Raw genomic sequence first — 14,713 nt, 5'->3', positions numbered from 1 at the left:
ACGCGGTCCCGCAAGGGCTGAATTCACGCGAGCAGAGATAATCGACGGCCTCCGCGATCTTGTCAGCCGCCTGCGCGGAATCGGACAGCCGTCACGGATCCAAATCGTCGGAGGCGCGGCCATCGCTCTCACTCTCAACGAGTACCGATCGGCAACCGTCGACATCGACGGACCTGTCACTCCGCCCGATGTTGTCCTTGCTGTGGCCAGCACGATCGCAGCCGAACGGAACTGGCGCGGCGACTGGCTGAACGACGCTGCCACACAGTTCCTACCGAGCGGCTACGGCCGTCCGGCAAGTTGGGTGACCATCTACGACGCCGACGGCGTGACCGTTCAGGTCGCGGATGCGGAGACGCTGCTCGCGATGAAGGTTTACGCGGCACAGAAGCGCGGCCGTCGAGAACTGGAAGACCTGGAAGTACTCATCCCAGCAGTCGGTCTAACAACGGTCGACGAGGTCGAAGACCTCTATGAGTCGTTCTACCCGGGCGACGAGCTGACCGAGCGGACGGCTTCTATCGTCCAGGCGGTTCTCGATCAAAACAGCCCGAAACTGCCGGTGCCTCCGCGCGCCGAACTCGCATAGCGGACCGGGAGTCTCAGAGCTGCGCCTCGGTGCCGCCGGCGTCGAATTGACGCGCAACGTCCGCATAGAAGCTGTGTAGTTCGACGAGCGGAACGACTGCGCGGGACACTGAGTTCGCATCCTGCCCTTGTTCCGAAAACGGTGGAGGGTAGAGGGACCAGCCTTGATCCAGTCCCAATGATCGGGTTTCGTCTTGCCAGTCGTCCCAGCGCAACGTGCCATAGAACTCCGGCAGCCCTCCGCCGAGCGCCCACGCGATGAATTCTGAATAGCCCCCGCCGATGCCGGACCACGCGAGCGTGTCAGGCCCCCAATAGCAAACCTCACCAGCGGCGACCCCGAGGCCACCACCATCAATGGCGAATCGACCACCTAGCGCATCGAACGCGACCACCAGATGCGACTGACTGGTTGCTCCGCTGCTCTGTTCTGCCAAGCCCGGCAGCCCAGGCGAGCCGCTACCGAAGATTCGCAACCACCTAGTGTCGAGCGCGAGGCCGCCCGCATGCGCGGCAATCGACCCCAGCGCGGACCGTTCCGTTAGCTGAAGCCCTTCCAATGCCGCCCGACCTCGAACTGGGTCCACAGGAAGAACCTCAACATCCACCTGGGCCTCTTCGATCCCTCGGAGGAGTGCCGGCCAGACGGATTCGTCAGCGTTCGACATGCATCCCCTCCCAGGTCTCCGTCATGCCGAGAGCGTACAGCCACCAGCTGTCGGGCGCCGGATGCTCGCCGCGACGCGAGGCTTCGTGCAGTTCGAGGCGTGGGCAAATCGTGGGCAAATGGACCATTCTCGAGCAAGCGAAAACCCCCGCATCCCTTTTGGACACAGGGATCGCGGGGGCTTGCACATGGCGGTACCGGTGGGATTTGAACCCACGGTGGGCTTTCACCCACACAACTTTTCGAGAGTTGCACCTTCGGCCGCTCGGACACGGTACCGGCGACTACATTACGTGATGCGATCGTCCCGCGCCAATCAGCCTGTCGCGGGTGCGGAGTAATATCTGGCGAATGGTCCCGAAGAAGAAGTTGGCTCTGTTCACGGCGGGTGTCTCGACCGCGGCCGTCGGCATCGGGGCGTGGGCCGGCATCCGCAGGGCGCAGGCGCGAGTCGCGCGCGGTCGGACGACCATCAACGAGACACTTCCGGTTCACTCGAAATGGTGGCGGGACACGGCCAACACCGAAGGCGAGCTGCTCTACGTCGCACTCGGCGACAGTGCCGCGCAAGGGATCGGCGCCTCAGCACCCAAGAACAGCTACGTCGGGGTGATCGCCGACCACATCCGCGCCACCACCGGCCGGACGGTTCGGGTGGTCAACCTCAGCGTCTCGGGAGCGACCGTCGCACTCGCGGTCGCCGACCAGCTGCCGCGCTTCGCGACCTTCCAACCCGACATTGTGACCGTCGCCATCGGAGCCAACGACATCGCCGCGTTCGAGCCCGACCTGTTCGAGGCCGGCATCCGCAAGGTCTTCGAGGCACTACCGAAGGATGCCGTCGTCGCCGACCTGCCTTGCTTCTACCTGCCGTGGAACGAGAAGAAGGTGGCGGTGGGCAATCGCATCCTGCGCAAAGTCGCCGCAGAACGCGGACTCACGGTGGTGCCGTTGCACGACACGATGAAGCGCGAGGGGGTCCGCGGGATGGTCACCCAGTTCGCCGAGGACCTCTTCCATCCCAACGACCACGGCTACCGGGTGTGGGCATCGGCGTTCCTTCCCGAGGTCACGGCCCGCGTGGCCGAGAGATTCCCGCGACGACCGCACACGCTCGAGAGCACACCCGCAGCGGATGACGAGCCCACCGCATCCCCTGCCCCGGAAGCGACCGCTACGAGCGCCTGACCGCTACTGGCGCAGTGTGCCCGGTGCGAGGTGCGACAACACCCTCTCCCACGCAGGGATCACAACGAGGTGGCCGGCGCCCGGGAACATCTCGACCCGCGCATCCGGCAAAGCCTTCTGATACCAGGCCGCGTGCGCGCTTCCTGCGATCGGATCTCCCCTGCCGCTGACGATGAGGGTCTTGGCGGCGACATCACCCAGCGCGAAGCCCCACGGGTGCGCGGTGTAACTCAGGATGTCCGCCGCCACTCCGTGCGCCCCCTGCCGATAGGCGTCGCGCAGCATGCGGGCCAGCCGGTCGCGCGCACCGGGCAGCCGCAGCACGTCGGCGTCCACCTGCGTATCGCCGATCAGGTCGAGCGGAACCGCGTCGTCGTCCTCGGCCGCCAGCACGGCGAGGGCCTGAGGCTGGACCATCGCGGTCAGCTGGGCGATCGCCGCGTCGGGTGGCAGCGTGGCGAGGCGATCGGACTCCGCTTGCAGCGGCGGATCGATCCACCGCACCTTCTCGTTGGGCGCCGGGGTGGCGATGAGGGCCACCCGGTCGACGAGATCGGGGTAGCGGGCCGCGAAAGCGAGGGCGACCCGGCCACCGGCCGACCAGCCGGCGATGCCGACCGTTCGGGGTCGCGTGATGCCGAGCTCGATCTCCTCCTTCGTCACCACCCGCAGGTATTCCGCGATGTCATCGGCATACCTCGTGATGCTCGGCCAGGTTCCCGGTGGCAGCGGTTCGGAGGAGCCGTATCCCGGCCGGTCGAGGGCGACGATGTGCACATTGCGGGTCGACGACACCGTGGGCTCGGGATCGAACATCGACGAGCCGGGCGCCGAGTGACAGAAGACGACGAGACGCTCGGCGGCCGAATCGCCGAACGTGGTGACGCCGACAGTGCGGCCGGACTCCAGGGTGAAGGTCAGATTCGCCATGCCGCCCATTGTGCTCTCGGCCACCGACCCTGGCTAGGACTTGTCCACAGGCCGTGCGACCTGGCGCCGGATGACGGTGGTCGGCCATACAGTGAGACCCGTACCGAGGAGGAAGCGTGGCCAAAGCGCAGCTGAACTACCGCTGCACGGAATGCGGCTGGACGACAGCCAAGTGGGCGGGGCGCTGCGGCGAATGCCAGGAATGGGGCACGGTCACCGAGGCCGCTGCGCCGACCGGGGTGCTCCGGGCGCTGAAGCCAGTGACCATCGGCGTCGACCGAGTCGCACGTGCGATCACGGATGTGCAGGCGGAGACCGTGAGGCACTGGCCGAGCGGCATCGCCGAATTCGACCGGGTGCTCGGCGGCGGCATCGTTCCGGGCGCCGCCATCCTTCTGAGCGGAGAGCCGGGCGTCGGCAAGTCGACACTGCTGCTCGAGGTCGCATCCCGAGCCGCCCGTGCCCGCTCTCGCGTGCTCTACGTGAGCGCCGAGGAGTCGGTGAGCCAGGTCAAGCTGCGCGCCGAACGAACCGGCGCCATGCACGACCAGCTCTTCCTCGCGTCGGAGACCGACCTCGCGACCATCGTCGGCCAGATCGACGCGCTCGACCCCCAGCTCGTCATCGTCGACTCCGTGCAGACGGTCTCCAGCTCCAACGGCGACGGGCTCGCCGGCGGTCCGAGTCAGGTGCGCGAAGTCGCGAGCACCCTCATCCGGGTCGCCAAAGACCGCAACCTGCCGGTGCTGCTGGTCGGTCACGTCACGAAGGACGGCTCGATCGCCGGCCCCAGGCTGCTGGAGCACCTGGTGGATGTGGTCTGCCAGTTCGAGGGCGACCGACAGACCTCGCTCCGCTTCGTGCGCGCACTCAAGAACCGCTTCGGGCCGACGGACGAGGTCGGCTGCTTCGAGATGACAGGTGACGGCATCGCGGAGGTCACCGATCCCAGCGGCCTGTTCCTCAGCCGCACCACGACCCCGGTCTCCGGCACGTGCGTGACCGTCGCGATGGAGGGCCGTCGGCCGCTCCCGGTCGAAGTGCAGGCCCTCGTCGTCAAGAGCACCGCACCCAACCCGCGGCGGGTCACCAACGGCGTCGACTCGTCGCGCGTGGCCATGCTGCTCGCCGTGCTGGAGCGCCGGGCACTGATCCAGCTGGGCGACAAAGACGTCTACGTCTCCACGGTCGGCGGCGTGCGCCTCACCGAACCGGGCGCCGACCTCGCCATCGCCCTCGCGATTGCGTCGGCCGCCAACGAGAAGCCGATCCCGCACACCCTCAGCGCATTCGGCGAGATCAGTCTCGCCGGCGAGATCCGGCCAGTCAGCAACGGCAAGCAGCGCATCGCCGAAGCCACCCGACTCGGGTTCACGACGCGCATCGACTCGAGCAGCCAGAGCATCCGGGAAGCGCTACGCCTCGCCTTCCCGGCCGCGTCGAGCCCCCGCGACCGCGAACTCGACGCCGCGTTCTAGCCCGCCGCTCGCCGCCAGCAGGAAGAATCGGCCGATTCGGCTCTGAATCTCCGTCGGGACGGACGACCCGCCGACCCGCTCAGCGAATTCTCCTGCCGAGCGTCAGCCGCGCGCCCACGCCGCCAGGTCAGTTCAGGATGAACTGCTTGGTCTCCGCCGACTCGATGCCCGCCACCGAGACCGACAGGTGGTACGAGGCGCCGCCCGCGGGAACCGGCTCGCGCGTGGCCTGACAGGTCGAAGGATCGGAGCGGGTGCGGTCCCAGTCGATCGGGGTCTGCGATGAAATGGTCTTGCCTGGCTCCAACAGAACTTCGGCGTCGACCTTCTCGGCCTGGCAGTCCGTCGACTTCCAGTAGACCTCCGTGCCGCTGGTGATCGTGAAGACCTGCTGCGACGTGCCGGCGTTGAGCTTGCACGGGACGGTGCCCTTGTTGGTGACCGACAGGGAGAGCTTCGGCATCTGGTCGGCCGCATAGCTCGTGGCGTCCGTGGTCGCCTCGACCGTCACATCCGCCGGCTTGCACGGGTCGCCACTCGCGGTCGTGGGAGTGGTGGGGATGCTCGTGCTGTCAGCAGCGGGCGTCGTCGTCGACTTCGGGGTGCCGGTGCTCGTCGGCGTTCCGCTCGAGGATCCGGGGCGCACGAAGATGAGCACGACGATGACGATCACGGCCAGGAGGCCGAGGCCGACGATGAGCCGGCGTCGCCAATAGACTTTGCTCGGCTGAGGGCCGACAGGGTGCTTGAACGTCGACATGCCTGCAGGATAGCCGCGCGGGCGCGGTAAGCCGTGGCAACGCGCTAGAGATGCTTCAACATACGTGTATTTCCAAGGGTGTTCGGCTTGACCCGTGCCAGATCGAGGAACTCCGCGACACCTTCGTCGTGCGAGCGCACCAGTTCCGCGTACACCTCAGGATCGACCGTCTCGTCGCCCATGTCCACGAATCCGTTGCGCTCGAAGAAGCCGACCTCGAACGTGAGGCAGAAGAGGCGACTCAGTTCGAGCTCGCGCGCATCCGCTTCGATCCTGGCGAGCAGCGCCCGGCCGACACCCCTGCCGAGCCAGGCGTCTGCGACGGCGAGAGTGCGCACCTCGGCCAGGTCGCGCCACATCACGTGCAGCGCGCCAACGCCGATCAGTTCGCCGTCGGCCGTCTGAGCGACCCGGAACTCCTGCACCGACTCGTAGAAGACCACCGCATCCTTGCCCAGCAGGATTCGTCGCTGCACGAGCGGCTCCACGAGTTCCCGGATGCGCGCCACGTCGCTCGTGCGCGCCCGACGGATGCTGTACACCGCGTTCTCACCACTCACTCTCCTAAGCCTACCGAGTCGCGGCAGATCGACCTTTCGGCGGCGGGGGAAAGTCGATCTGCCGTGACTCAAGGCCGGGGCGGGCCGGGCGCGCCCGCCCGGCCCGCACGCGAAAGCGGGGCCGCCCCCGAAGGGACGGCCCCGCTTTCGTGGAGGCGCTTACTCGCCGGAGGCGGCGAGGTCGGGCGTGACCGGCCCTGCACCGATCGCGGCCGTGGCGTTGATTCCGGCGCCGACGGGCTCCTTGCGGGACTCGGTGGTGAACACGAACTCGCCGTCCTTGAAGTCGACGTGCACGTGGTCTCCGGCGTTCAGCTCACCCTGCAGGATGCGCTCGCTCAGTCGGTCCTCGATCTCGTGCTGCACGGCGCGGCGCAGGGGGCGAGCACCGAGGGAGGGGTCGAACCCGACCTCGATGAGGTGCTCCTTGGCCGGAACGGTCAGCTCGATGGTCATGTCGCGGTCGAGCAGGCGGGTCGACAGGCGCTTGATGAACAGGTCGACGATCTGCAGGAGTTCGCTCTTGTTCAGCTGCGGGAACACGATGATCTCGTCGACACGGTTCAGGAACTCGGGCTTGAAGTTCTTCTTCAGCTCCTCCTTCACCTTGCCGCTCATCCGGTCGTAGCCGGTCTGCGAGTCACCCTCGACCTGGAACCCGACGGGGCCGCCGGTGATGTCCTTGGTGCCGAGGTTGGTGGTCATGATGATCACGGTGTTCTTGAAGTCGACGACGCGGCCCTGGCCATCCGTCAGACGTCCCTCCTCCAGAATCTGGAGCAGCGAGTTGAAGATGTCGGGGTGCGCCTTCTCGATCTCGTCGAACAGCACGACGCTGAACGGCTTGCGGCGAACCTTCTCGGTCAGCTGCCCGCCCTCTTCGAAGCCGACGAATCCGGGAGGGGCACCGAACAGTCGCGAGACCGTGTGCTTCTCGCCGTACTCCGACATGTCGAGGGAGATCATGGCCGACTCGTCGTCGAACAGGAACTCGGCGAGCGCCTTGGCCAGCTCGGTCTTACCGACACCGGTGGGGCCGGCGAAGATGAACGAGCCGGAGGGACGCTTCGGGTCCTTCAGGCCGGCGCGGGTGCGGCGGATGGTCTTGGAGAGGGCAGCGATGGCCTCCTCCTGGCCGATGACGCGCTGGTGGAGCGCCTTCTCCATGAACACAAGGCGAGCGGACTCCTCCTCGGTGAGCTTGAAGACGGGGATGCCCGTGGCCTGCGCCAGCACCTCGGCGATGAGTCCCTCATCCACCTCGGCCGTGGTCTTCACGTCGCCCGAACGCCACTGCTTCTCGAGGCGCAGACGCTCGCCGAGGAGGTTCTTCTCCTCGTCGCGCAGGCTGGCGGCCTTCTCGAAGTCCTGGTCTTCGATCGCGGCTTCCTTCTTGGAGCGCACCGCCGAGATCTTCTCGTCGAATTCGCGCAGCTCCGGCGGGGCCGAGAGGATCGACAGGCGCAGACGGGCGCCGGCCTCGTCGATCAGGTCGATGGCCTTGTCGGGGAGGAAGCGATCCTGGATGTAGCGGTCGGCGAGGTTCGCCGCCGCGACGATCGCGCCGTCGGTGATGGAGACCTTGTGGTGCGCCTCGTAGCGGTCGCGCAGCCCCTTGAGGATGTTGATCGCGTGGGGAAGCGACGGCTCGGCCACCTGGATGGGCTGGAACCGGCGCTCGAGCGCGGCGTCCTTCTCGAAGTGCTTGCGGTACTCGTCGAGCGTGGTCGCGCCGATGGTCTGCAGCTCGCCACGGGCGAGCAGCGGCTTCAGGATGCTCGCAGCGTCGATCGCGCCCTCGGCAGCACCCGCACCGACCAGGGTGTGGATCTCGTCGATGAACGTGATGATGTCGCCGCGGGTGCGGATCTCCTTGGTGACCTTCTTCAGGCGCTCCTCGAAGTCTCCGCGGTAGCGGGAGCCGGCGATGAGCGAGCCGAGGTCGAGCGTGTAGAGCTGCTTGTCCTTCAGCGTCTCCGGAACGTCACCACGGACGATCGCCTGGGCGAGACCCTCGACGACGGCGGTCTTGCCGACGCCGGGCTCACCGATGAGCACGGGGTTGTTCTTGGAGCGGCGAGACAGGATCTGCATGACCCGCTCGATCTCCTTCTCGCGGCCGATCACGGGGTCGAGCTTGTTGTCACGTGCAGCCTGGGTGAGGTTGCGGCCGAACTGGTCGAGGATCTGGCTTCCGGCCTGCGCGGTCGCCTGATCGTTGCCGCCGACCTGAACCTGCTCCTTGCCCTGGTATCCGCTGAGGAGCTGGATGACCTGCTGGCGAACGCGGTTGAGGTCTGCACCGAGCTTGACGAGCACCTGAGCGGCGACGCCCTCGCCCTCGCGGATCAGGCCGAGCAGGATGTGCTCGGTGCCGATGTAGTTGTGGCCGAGCTGCAGGGCCTCGCGAAGCGAGAGCTCCAGCACCTTCTTGGCGCGCGGAGTGAAGGGGATGTGGCCGGTCGGCTGCTGCTGACCCTGGCCGATGATGTCTTGCACCTGCTCGCGCACGGCATCCAGGGAGATGCCGAGGGACTCGAGCGCTTTGGCAGCGACACCCTCGCCCTCATGGATCAGGCCGAGCAGGATGTGCTCGGTGCCGATGTAGTTGTGGTTCAGCATCTTGGCTTCTTCTTGCGCCAAGACGACGACCCGGCGGGCTCGGTCGGTGAATCTCTCGAACATGTCTACTCCTCAGACGCGCTTGCAGGGGTCGCGTCGATACAAAGAGAGTAACCACCCGTGCCCCCCGAAACTGCCCCTGTTCGCCGTGGGCGTGACGGATGGACCTTCTTCCCAGGATCAGCCGGGCAGGCCCGGCAAGGTGAGGGTCGTGTCGGGGAGCTTGATGGACACATCCGATGTCGTGGTGATGCCGCTCGGCGTGGCGAACACGGTGGTGTGCGGCACGTAGTCGCGGGTGCACATCCCGCCGGGCGCCGGAGCGAGCGTCGCTACGAGCTGGTTGCTCGCCGCGACCGACACCGATGCGACCTTGGGCGGACAGCTCGAGCTGCCGTAGAGAGCGATTGCGAACTGGCCGCCGTCTTTCAGCCAGACCGCGAACGCGGCCCCGCCGGCACTGGATGCGGGCGCTTCCACCCCTTTCGGCTCGCCGCTGTACTCGTCGACGGGCTTGTGCGAGGTGGTGGAGCATCCGGCGAGCGCGAGGACCACCAGCATCACGCCGGCGGCTGCGAACGGGAGACGGGCGCGGACGGCGGGGCGTGTGATCTGGGGCACGCGACCATTCTAGGAAGGCACCTCGTCGGCCGGCTGAACGAGTTCTAGGATGCTCGTGTGAGCAATCTGGAGCGCGACCCCGCCGAACTCGTCGCCGGGGACACGGCCGTGATCGAGACGGGCACGATCGAGATCCTCGAGCCGCGCGACGTGCCGCTGGGCGGGCCGCGCGCCATGAACGTGCGGCGCACCCTCCCCCAGCGCAAGCGTTCGCTCATCGGCGGCTGGTGCTTCATCGACCACTACGGCCCCGACGACGTCTCGGTGAGCGGCGGGATGCACGTGCCACCGCATCCGCACACCGGGCTGCAGACGGTGAGCTGGCTGTTCGCCGGTGAGATCGAGCACCGCGACAGCGTCGGAAGTCACGCCCTGGTCCGGCCGGGCGAGCTCAACCTGATGACGGCCGGGCACGGCATCAGCCATTCCGAGGTGTCCACCGAGCAGACCACGATGCTGCACGGGGTTCAGCTCTGGGTGGCACTGCCGTCGGCCTTCCGGGATGCGGCGCCGTTCTTCGAGCACAAGGTCCCGGTCGTCGGCCGGATCGGCGACGCCGACGTGCGCACCTTCGTCGGTTCCCTTGCGGGCAGCGGCACGGATGCGACCGTATTCAGTCCGCTCGTCGGCGCGCAGCTGACCGTGCCGGCCGGCTCGACGATCGTGGTGCCGCTCGACCCGGCGTTCGAGCACGGCGTGCTCGTCGACGCCGGCGAGGTGGCCGTCGATGAAACCCCGGTGCCCGTCGCGCATCTCGCGTACGCCTGCCCCGGCCGGTCGACGCTCGAGGTGACCGTGGGCGAGACGGATGCGCGGCTCATCCTGCTCGGCGGCGAACCGCTCAGAGAGCAGATCGTCATGTGGTGGAACTTCATCGGCCGCAGCCACGACGACATCGTCGGTTCCCGTGCGCAGTGGCAGCAGGAGGTGATCGGCGGAGCCGACCCGGACGGGCGATTCGGTCACATCTCCGGATACGACGGCTCCGCCCTCCCCGCCCCCGAACTCCCCACGGTCAGGCTCAAGCCCCGCGGCTGAGCGCGCGGTCGCGCGACCGCGTGATCGCCTACTGCAGGGCGGACGTCAGCCGGGCGAGGTTGTCGAGCACGGTCGACCGAAGGGGCTGGCGCATCCACTCCTCCAGGGTGAGTTCTCGGCTCTGCTGGCGGTAGCCGTCCTCGACCTCGCGCATCTGATCGACGAAGGAGCGGCCGCGCACCATGAGCGAGACCTCCATGTTGAGCTGGAACGAGCGCATGTCCATGTTGCTCGACCCGATCACCGCGACATCGTCGTCGATCGTGAAGTGCTTGGCGTGCAGGATGTAGGGCTGCTTGTACATCCAGATGCGCACGCCCGCGCGGAGGAGCGCCTCGTAGTACGACCGCTGTGCGTGGTACACGAGCGCCTGATCGCCGATCTCGGACACGAACAGCTCGACAGCGATACCGCGCTGCGTGGCGGTCGTGATGGCGGTGAGCATCGACTCGTCGGGCACGAAGTACGGAGACGTGATGACGATGCGCTTCTGGGCGTAGTACAGCAGGGCGAGAAAGAGGCGGAGGTTGTTCTCGCCCTCGAACCCGGGCCCGCTCGGCACCACCTGCGCGTCGAGCGCGTCCTCCGTCAGCTCGGCGATGATCGGCTCGGTCTCGCGGCGCAGGAGCTCATCGGTCTCGCTGTACCAGTCGGTGATGAAGATGGCGTTCAGACCGGCCACGATCGGACCCTCGAGACGCACGATCAGCTCTTTCCACTTGAGTCCGCGCCGGATGTTCGACCGCTTGTTGTAGCTGCGGTCGATCACATTCTGCGAACCCATGAAGCCGACCTTGCCGTCGACGATGAGGAGTTTGCGGTGGTTGCGCAGATCCGGCCGCTGGTACTTGCCCTTGAACGGCTGAACGGGCAGCATCAGCTGCCACTTGGCGCCCATGTCGGTCAGGCGTCTGATCGTACGCTTGTAGTCGCGAGTCCGGTACGACGCGATGTGGTCGAGCAGCACCCGCACGACCACGCCGCGCTTCACGGCAGCTTCGAGCGCGTCGAAGAACGGCTTCGTCGTCTGATCGCAGGAGAGGATGTAGAACTCGACGTGCACGTAGCGCTGAGCCTTTTCGATCTCGGCGGCCATGGCCGCCAGCGATGCGTCGTAGTCGCCGTTGAGGCTTGCGCGGTTGCCGCCGACGAGGGGCATGGCGCCCAGGTTCCGGTTCAGCTCGACGACGGATTCCAGCCACGGCGGCCAGGGATGGTCGCGGCTCACCCGTTCGATGCCCTCGGTGCTCTCGATGATGAAGTTGTTGATCTCGGCCTGCTTCTCACGCCGGCGTTTCGGCAGCTTGTAGCTGCCGATGAGCAGGAAGAACAGCACGCCGATGTACGGGATCAGAAAGATCGCGAGCAGCCAGGCGGTCGCAGAGCTTGGCTTGCGGTTGCGCGGCACCACGATGACGGCGATCACACGGATCACGAAATCGACGAGAAGAGCCAGCCCTACGATGATCGTCGTCAAGACGGCAGCATCCACAGGCGTGAGTCCCTCCGACGACGGAAGCGGCACGCCCGGTGCGCGCCGCTATCGCTACCGTACCGAAGCACGGCTGCGAACGCGCGTTACGGCTTGTTCGGGAGCCCGCGGCGGGCGCGCTCCTCAGCCTCCATGCGCGAGTACACCTTGCGCTCGGTGCGGTCGGCGCGAAGGATCGCGCGCATGATCATCCAGAAGAGCAACCCGACGAGAACGGTCGGGGCCAGCGACCAGACGATACCTGCGACGACATCATTCATAACCCGATAATGGTAACGCCCCCAGCTGTGAACGGAGTTCATCACGCCACCACTCACCACGTTCCTCACGACCTGGCATTTCGACCCTGTCGCGTTCATCGTCATCCTCGGCGCCGCCGCGCTCTACCTGGCCGGAATCCTCTCGTTGCGACGACGTGGTCACCGATGGCCGCGCCGGCTGGCGGTCTACTATTTCGCCCTCGGGCTGGGCTCGTACGCCTGGATCTCGTTCGGGTTCCTCGGCGCATACAGCTCGGAGCTCCGCTGGGCGTTCACGACCCGCATCGCGTTGCTGCTCTTCGTGGTTCCCGCATTCCTCAGCCTGGGCAAGCCGATCGGTCTCGCCAGAGCCGCGCTGCACGGGAGGTCCCGCCGGGTCACCGATGCCGTCGTGAACTCGCGGATCGTCCGCCTGTTCGGAAACGCCATCTTCGCTCCGCTCTTCGCCTGCGCAGCCTTCCTGGTGTTCCTCAGCCCGGTCGCGGCCGTGCTGAGGGACAGTCCCGCCTCGGAGTGGATCATCACCGGGATCACCCCGCTGGCCGGCTTGCTGATGGTGCTGCCGATCGCGACTCACGCGGTGGTGCGAACGAGCTTCTTCATCACGATCGAGTTCCTGCTGGCCTTCGTCGAGATGCTCCTGGATGCGGTCCCCGGCCTGCTCCTTCGCCTCAACGACGGCGTGCTCGACCATGCTCCGGCCATCCTCGGACGGCTTCCGCTCTGGTTCCCGAATGCGCTGCACGACCAGCACCTGTCGGGCGATCTGCTCTGGTTCATCGCGGAGATCGCCGACATCCCGGTGCTGATCTTCCTGTTCGTGCGGTGGACGCAGAGCGATCGCCGCGAAGGCAAGAAGCTCGACGAGCTCACCGACGAGCAGATGGAAGAGCTCACGCAGGCGCACCTGCGCGCACGGCGATGAGGGCCGCGACCGCTACTTGACGAGCGGGAACAGGATCGTCTCGCGGATGCCCAAGCCGGTGAGCGCCATGAGCAGCCGGTCGATCCCCATCCCCATTCCGCCGGACGGCGGCATGCCGAACTCGAGCGCGCGCAGGAACTCCTCGTCGAGGCGCATCGCCTCGCCGTCCCCGGCCGCAGCCAGCTTGGCCTGCTCGACGAAACGTTCGCGCTGCACCACGGGATCGACGAGCTCCGAGTATCCGGTCGCCAGCTCGAAGCCCCGGATGTACAGGTCCCACTTCTCGACGACGCCCTCGCGTGAGCGGTGGGCGCGCACGAGCGGGCTCGTGTCGACAGGGAAGTCCATGACGAAGGTCGGGCGCACCAGGTCGCCCTTCACGAAGTGCTCCCACAGCTCTTCGACGTACTTGCCGGGGAGCGGGTGCTCGATCTCGATTCCCTCCGCAGCCGCGATCTCACGCAACCTCTCCACAGGTGTGGCCGGAGTGATCGCTTCGCCGACCGCATCCGACAGGCTGTCGTACATGCGGATCCGGTCCCATTCGCCGCCGAGGTCGTACTCGGTGCCGTCATCCCAGGTCACCACGTGCGAACCCGAGATGGCCTGCGCCGCATTCTGGATGAGCGTCTGGGTGAGTTCGGCGATGGAGTTGTAGTCGCCGTAAGCCTGGTAGGCCTCGAGCATGGCGAACTCGGGCGAGTGGGTCGAGTCGGCGCCCTCGTTGCGGAAGTTGCGATTGATCTCGAAGACACGGTCGATGCCGCCGACCACCGCACGCTTGAGGTACAACTCCGGGGCGATACGCAGATACAGCTCGGTGTCGAAGGCGTTCGAGTGCGTGACGAACGGGCGGGCGGATGCGCCACCCTGCATCACCTGCAGCATCGGGGTCTCCACCTCGATGAACTCACGCTCCGCAAAGGTCTGGCGCAGGCTGGCGACGGTCTTGGCGCGGTTGATGACGTTGGTACGAGCCTGATCGCGCGCGATCAGGTCGAGGTAGCGGCTGCGCACCCGGGTCTCTTCGCTCAGCTCGTTGTGCAGGTTCGGCAGCGGCTGGATGGCCTTGGCTGCGATCTCCCACTCGGCGACCATGATCGACAGCTCACCGCGGCGGCTGGAGATCACCTCTCCGGAGACGAAGAGGTGGTCGCCGAGATCGACGAGTTCCTTCCACGCCGCCAGCGACTCCTCGCCGACCGAGGCGAGCGACACCATGACCTGGATGCGCGTCCGGTCACCGGACTGCAGAACGGCGAAGCAGAGCTTTCCGGTGTTCCGCAGGTGCACGACCCGACCGGCGACGCCGACGATCACACCGGTGGTCTCGTCGGCCTGCAAGTGGCCGTACTCGGCCCGCACCGCGGGAATCGTCGTGGTGAGCGGAAGGGCGACCGGGTAGGCGCCGCCGCCGGGTGTCTTCGCCTCGGCGATCAGACGCTCGCGCTTGGCCAGGCGGACCGCCTTCTGCTCGCTGATCTCGTCATCAGTGAGTTCGGGCTCGGTGGTCTGCGCGTCCGTCATGTGAGTCTTTCGTTCGGTGGCGGGAGTCCGTCGGGGCGGGAGGCGGGGCGGGGCGGC

General features: G+C 66.8%; 15 protein-coding genes and 1 tRNA gene. 5 read left to right on the top strand and 11 right to left on the bottom strand.

The features are described 5' to 3' along the window. Positions 1-202 precede the first annotated feature (202 nt). Positions 203-589, top strand: a complete 387-nt coding sequence (locus ACFVV0_RS17845) for a hypothetical protein (RefSeq protein WP_387066122.1) — start codon at positions 203-205, stop codon at positions 587-589. A 13-nt stretch (positions 590-602) separates the two neighbouring features. On the opposite strand, the gene ACFVV0_RS17840 is transcribed toward ACFVV0_RS17845, so the two are convergent. The 3 genes from ACFVV0_RS17840 to ACFVV0_RS17830 all read right to left on the bottom strand — a co-directional run bounded on the left by ACFVV0_RS17840 (position 603) and on the right by ACFVV0_RS17830 (position 1,534). Continuing rightward, on the bottom strand, positions 603-1,256 hold the full coding sequence (locus ACFVV0_RS17840) for a DUF2625 family protein (RefSeq protein WP_387066120.1): 654 nt from the start codon (positions 1,254-1,256) through the stop codon (positions 603-605). Continuing rightward, on the bottom strand, positions 1,243-1,374 hold the full coding sequence (locus tag ACFVV0_RS17835; RefSeq protein WP_387066117.1) for a hypothetical protein: 132 nt from the start codon (positions 1,372-1,374) through the stop codon (positions 1,243-1,245). Before ACFVV0_RS17835 ends, ACFVV0_RS17840 begins: the two co-directional genes overlap by 14 nt. Before the next feature lie 70 nt (positions 1,375-1,444). Continuing rightward, a tRNA-Ser gene (locus ACFVV0_RS17830) sits at positions 1,445-1,534 on the bottom strand. A 72-nt stretch (positions 1,535-1,606) separates the two neighbouring features. Here ACFVV0_RS17830 and ACFVV0_RS17825 point away from each other — a divergent pair. Next, positions 1,607-2,443 carry an SGNH/GDSL hydrolase family protein gene (locus ACFVV0_RS17825; RefSeq protein WP_387066114.1) on the top strand — a complete coding sequence of 279 codons (837 nt, stop codon included), beginning with the start codon at positions 1,607-1,609 and terminating at the stop codon, positions 2,441-2,443. A 3-nt stretch (positions 2,444-2,446) separates the two neighbouring features. Here ACFVV0_RS17825 and ACFVV0_RS17820 read toward each other — a convergent pair whose 3' ends face one another. Then, positions 2,447-3,397: an alpha/beta fold hydrolase gene (locus tag ACFVV0_RS17820; protein ID WP_387066111.1), complete on the bottom strand. Its 951-nt coding sequence runs from the start codon at positions 3,395-3,397 to the stop codon at positions 2,447-2,449. A gap of 92 nt (positions 3,398-3,489) precedes the next feature. Between ACFVV0_RS17820 and radA the strand changes: the two genes are divergently transcribed. Continuing rightward, positions 3,490-4,851 (top strand): DNA repair protein RadA, encoded by a 1,362-nt coding sequence (gene radA / locus ACFVV0_RS17815; RefSeq protein WP_387066109.1) that lies wholly within the window; start codon positions 3,490-3,492, stop codon positions 4,849-4,851. 127 nt (positions 4,852-4,978) lie between these two features. Here the strand turns inward: radA and ACFVV0_RS17810 are convergent, their stop codons facing one another. From ACFVV0_RS17810 to ACFVV0_RS17795, 4 genes are all read right to left on the bottom strand, one after another. After that, positions 4,979-5,611 carry a hypothetical protein gene (locus ACFVV0_RS17810; RefSeq protein WP_387066106.1) on the bottom strand — a complete coding sequence of 211 codons (633 nt, stop codon included), beginning with the start codon at positions 5,609-5,611 and terminating at the stop codon, positions 4,979-4,981. Between the two features lie 44 nt (positions 5,612-5,655). Beyond that, the gene (locus tag ACFVV0_RS17805; protein ID WP_387066103.1) at positions 5,656-6,171 is read right to left on the bottom strand and encodes an amino-acid N-acetyltransferase; all 516 of its coding nucleotides are present in this window, start codon (positions 6,169-6,171) and stop codon (positions 5,656-5,658) included. A 159-nt stretch (positions 6,172-6,330) separates the two neighbouring features. Then, positions 6,331-8,856 carry an ATP-dependent Clp protease ATP-binding subunit gene (locus ACFVV0_RS17800; RefSeq protein WP_387066100.1) on the bottom strand — a complete coding sequence of 842 codons (2,526 nt, stop codon included), beginning with the start codon at positions 8,854-8,856 and terminating at the stop codon, positions 6,331-6,333. A gap of 117 nt (positions 8,857-8,973) precedes the next feature. Then, positions 8,974-9,414 carry a hypothetical protein gene (locus ACFVV0_RS17795; protein WP_387066097.1) on the bottom strand — a complete coding sequence of 147 codons (441 nt, stop codon included), beginning with the start codon at positions 9,412-9,414 and terminating at the stop codon, positions 8,974-8,976. 57 nt (positions 9,415-9,471) lie between these two features. Here ACFVV0_RS17795 and ACFVV0_RS17790 point away from each other — a divergent pair, with 57 nt between their 5' ends. Further along, positions 9,472-10,452: a pirin family protein gene (locus tag ACFVV0_RS17790; protein WP_387066094.1), complete on the top strand. Its 981-nt coding sequence runs from the start codon at positions 9,472-9,474 to the stop codon at positions 10,450-10,452. Between the two features lie 28 nt (positions 10,453-10,480). Here the strand turns inward: ACFVV0_RS17790 and cls are convergent, their stop codons facing one another. Next, complete coding sequence (gene cls / locus ACFVV0_RS17785; RefSeq protein WP_387066091.1) at positions 10,481-11,929, bottom strand: cardiolipin synthase; 1,449 nt, start codon at positions 11,927-11,929, stop codon at positions 10,481-10,483. A 101-nt stretch (positions 11,930-12,030) separates the two neighbouring features. Then, a complete protein-coding gene (locus ACFVV0_RS17780; RefSeq protein WP_387066089.1) occupies positions 12,031-12,204 on the bottom strand; it encodes a hypothetical protein in 174 nt (57 codons plus the stop codon). 40 nt (positions 12,205-12,244) lie between these two features. Between ACFVV0_RS17780 and ACFVV0_RS17775 the strand changes: the two genes are divergently transcribed. Then, complete coding sequence (locus ACFVV0_RS17775; RefSeq protein WP_387066368.1) at positions 12,245-13,129, top strand: cytochrome c oxidase assembly protein; 885 nt, start codon at positions 12,245-12,247, stop codon at positions 13,127-13,129. A 12-nt stretch (positions 13,130-13,141) separates the two neighbouring features. Here the strand turns inward: ACFVV0_RS17775 and lysS are convergent, their stop codons facing one another. After that, the gene (gene lysS, locus ACFVV0_RS17770; protein ID WP_387066086.1) at positions 13,142-14,656 is read right to left on the bottom strand and encodes a lysine--tRNA ligase; all 1,515 of its coding nucleotides are present in this window, start codon (positions 14,654-14,656) and stop codon (positions 13,142-13,144) included. Between the last annotated feature and the right edge of the window lie 57 nt (positions 14,657-14,713).

It is taken from the genome of Leifsonia sp. NPDC058230 (assembly GCF_042882245.1).
Taxonomy (GTDB): domain Bacteria; phylum Actinomycetota; class Actinomycetes; order Actinomycetales; family Microbacteriaceae; genus Leifsonia.
The sequence above is the reverse complement of the archived record's forward strand: the minus strand, read 5'-3'. Positions and strand labels throughout refer to the sequence as shown.

Excerpts from the sequence above, each read along its gene's own strand:
- ACFVV0_RS17840 (WP_387066120.1), bottom strand. The coding sequence starts at position 1,256 with ATGTCGAACGCTGACGAATCCGTCTGGCCGGCACTCCTCCGAGGGATC.
- ACFVV0_RS17825 (WP_387066114.1), top strand. The coding sequence starts at position 1,607 with ATGGTCCCGAAGAAGAAGTTGGCTCTGTTCACGGCGGGTGTCTCGACC.
- ACFVV0_RS17810 (WP_387066106.1), bottom strand. The coding sequence starts at position 5,611 with ATGTCGACGTTCAAGCACCCTGTCGGCCCTCAGCCGAGCAAAGTCTAT.
- ACFVV0_RS17800 (WP_387066100.1), bottom strand. The coding sequence starts at position 8,856 with ATGTTCGAGAGATTCACCGACCGAGCCCGCCGGGTCGTCGTCTTGGCG.
- ACFVV0_RS17780 (WP_387066089.1), bottom strand. The coding sequence starts at position 12,204 with ATGAATGATGTCGTCGCAGGTATCGTCTGGTCGCTGGCCCCGACCGTT.
- lysS (WP_387066086.1), bottom strand. The coding sequence starts at position 14,656 with ATGACGGACGCGCAGACCACCGAGCCCGAACTCACTGATGACGAGATC.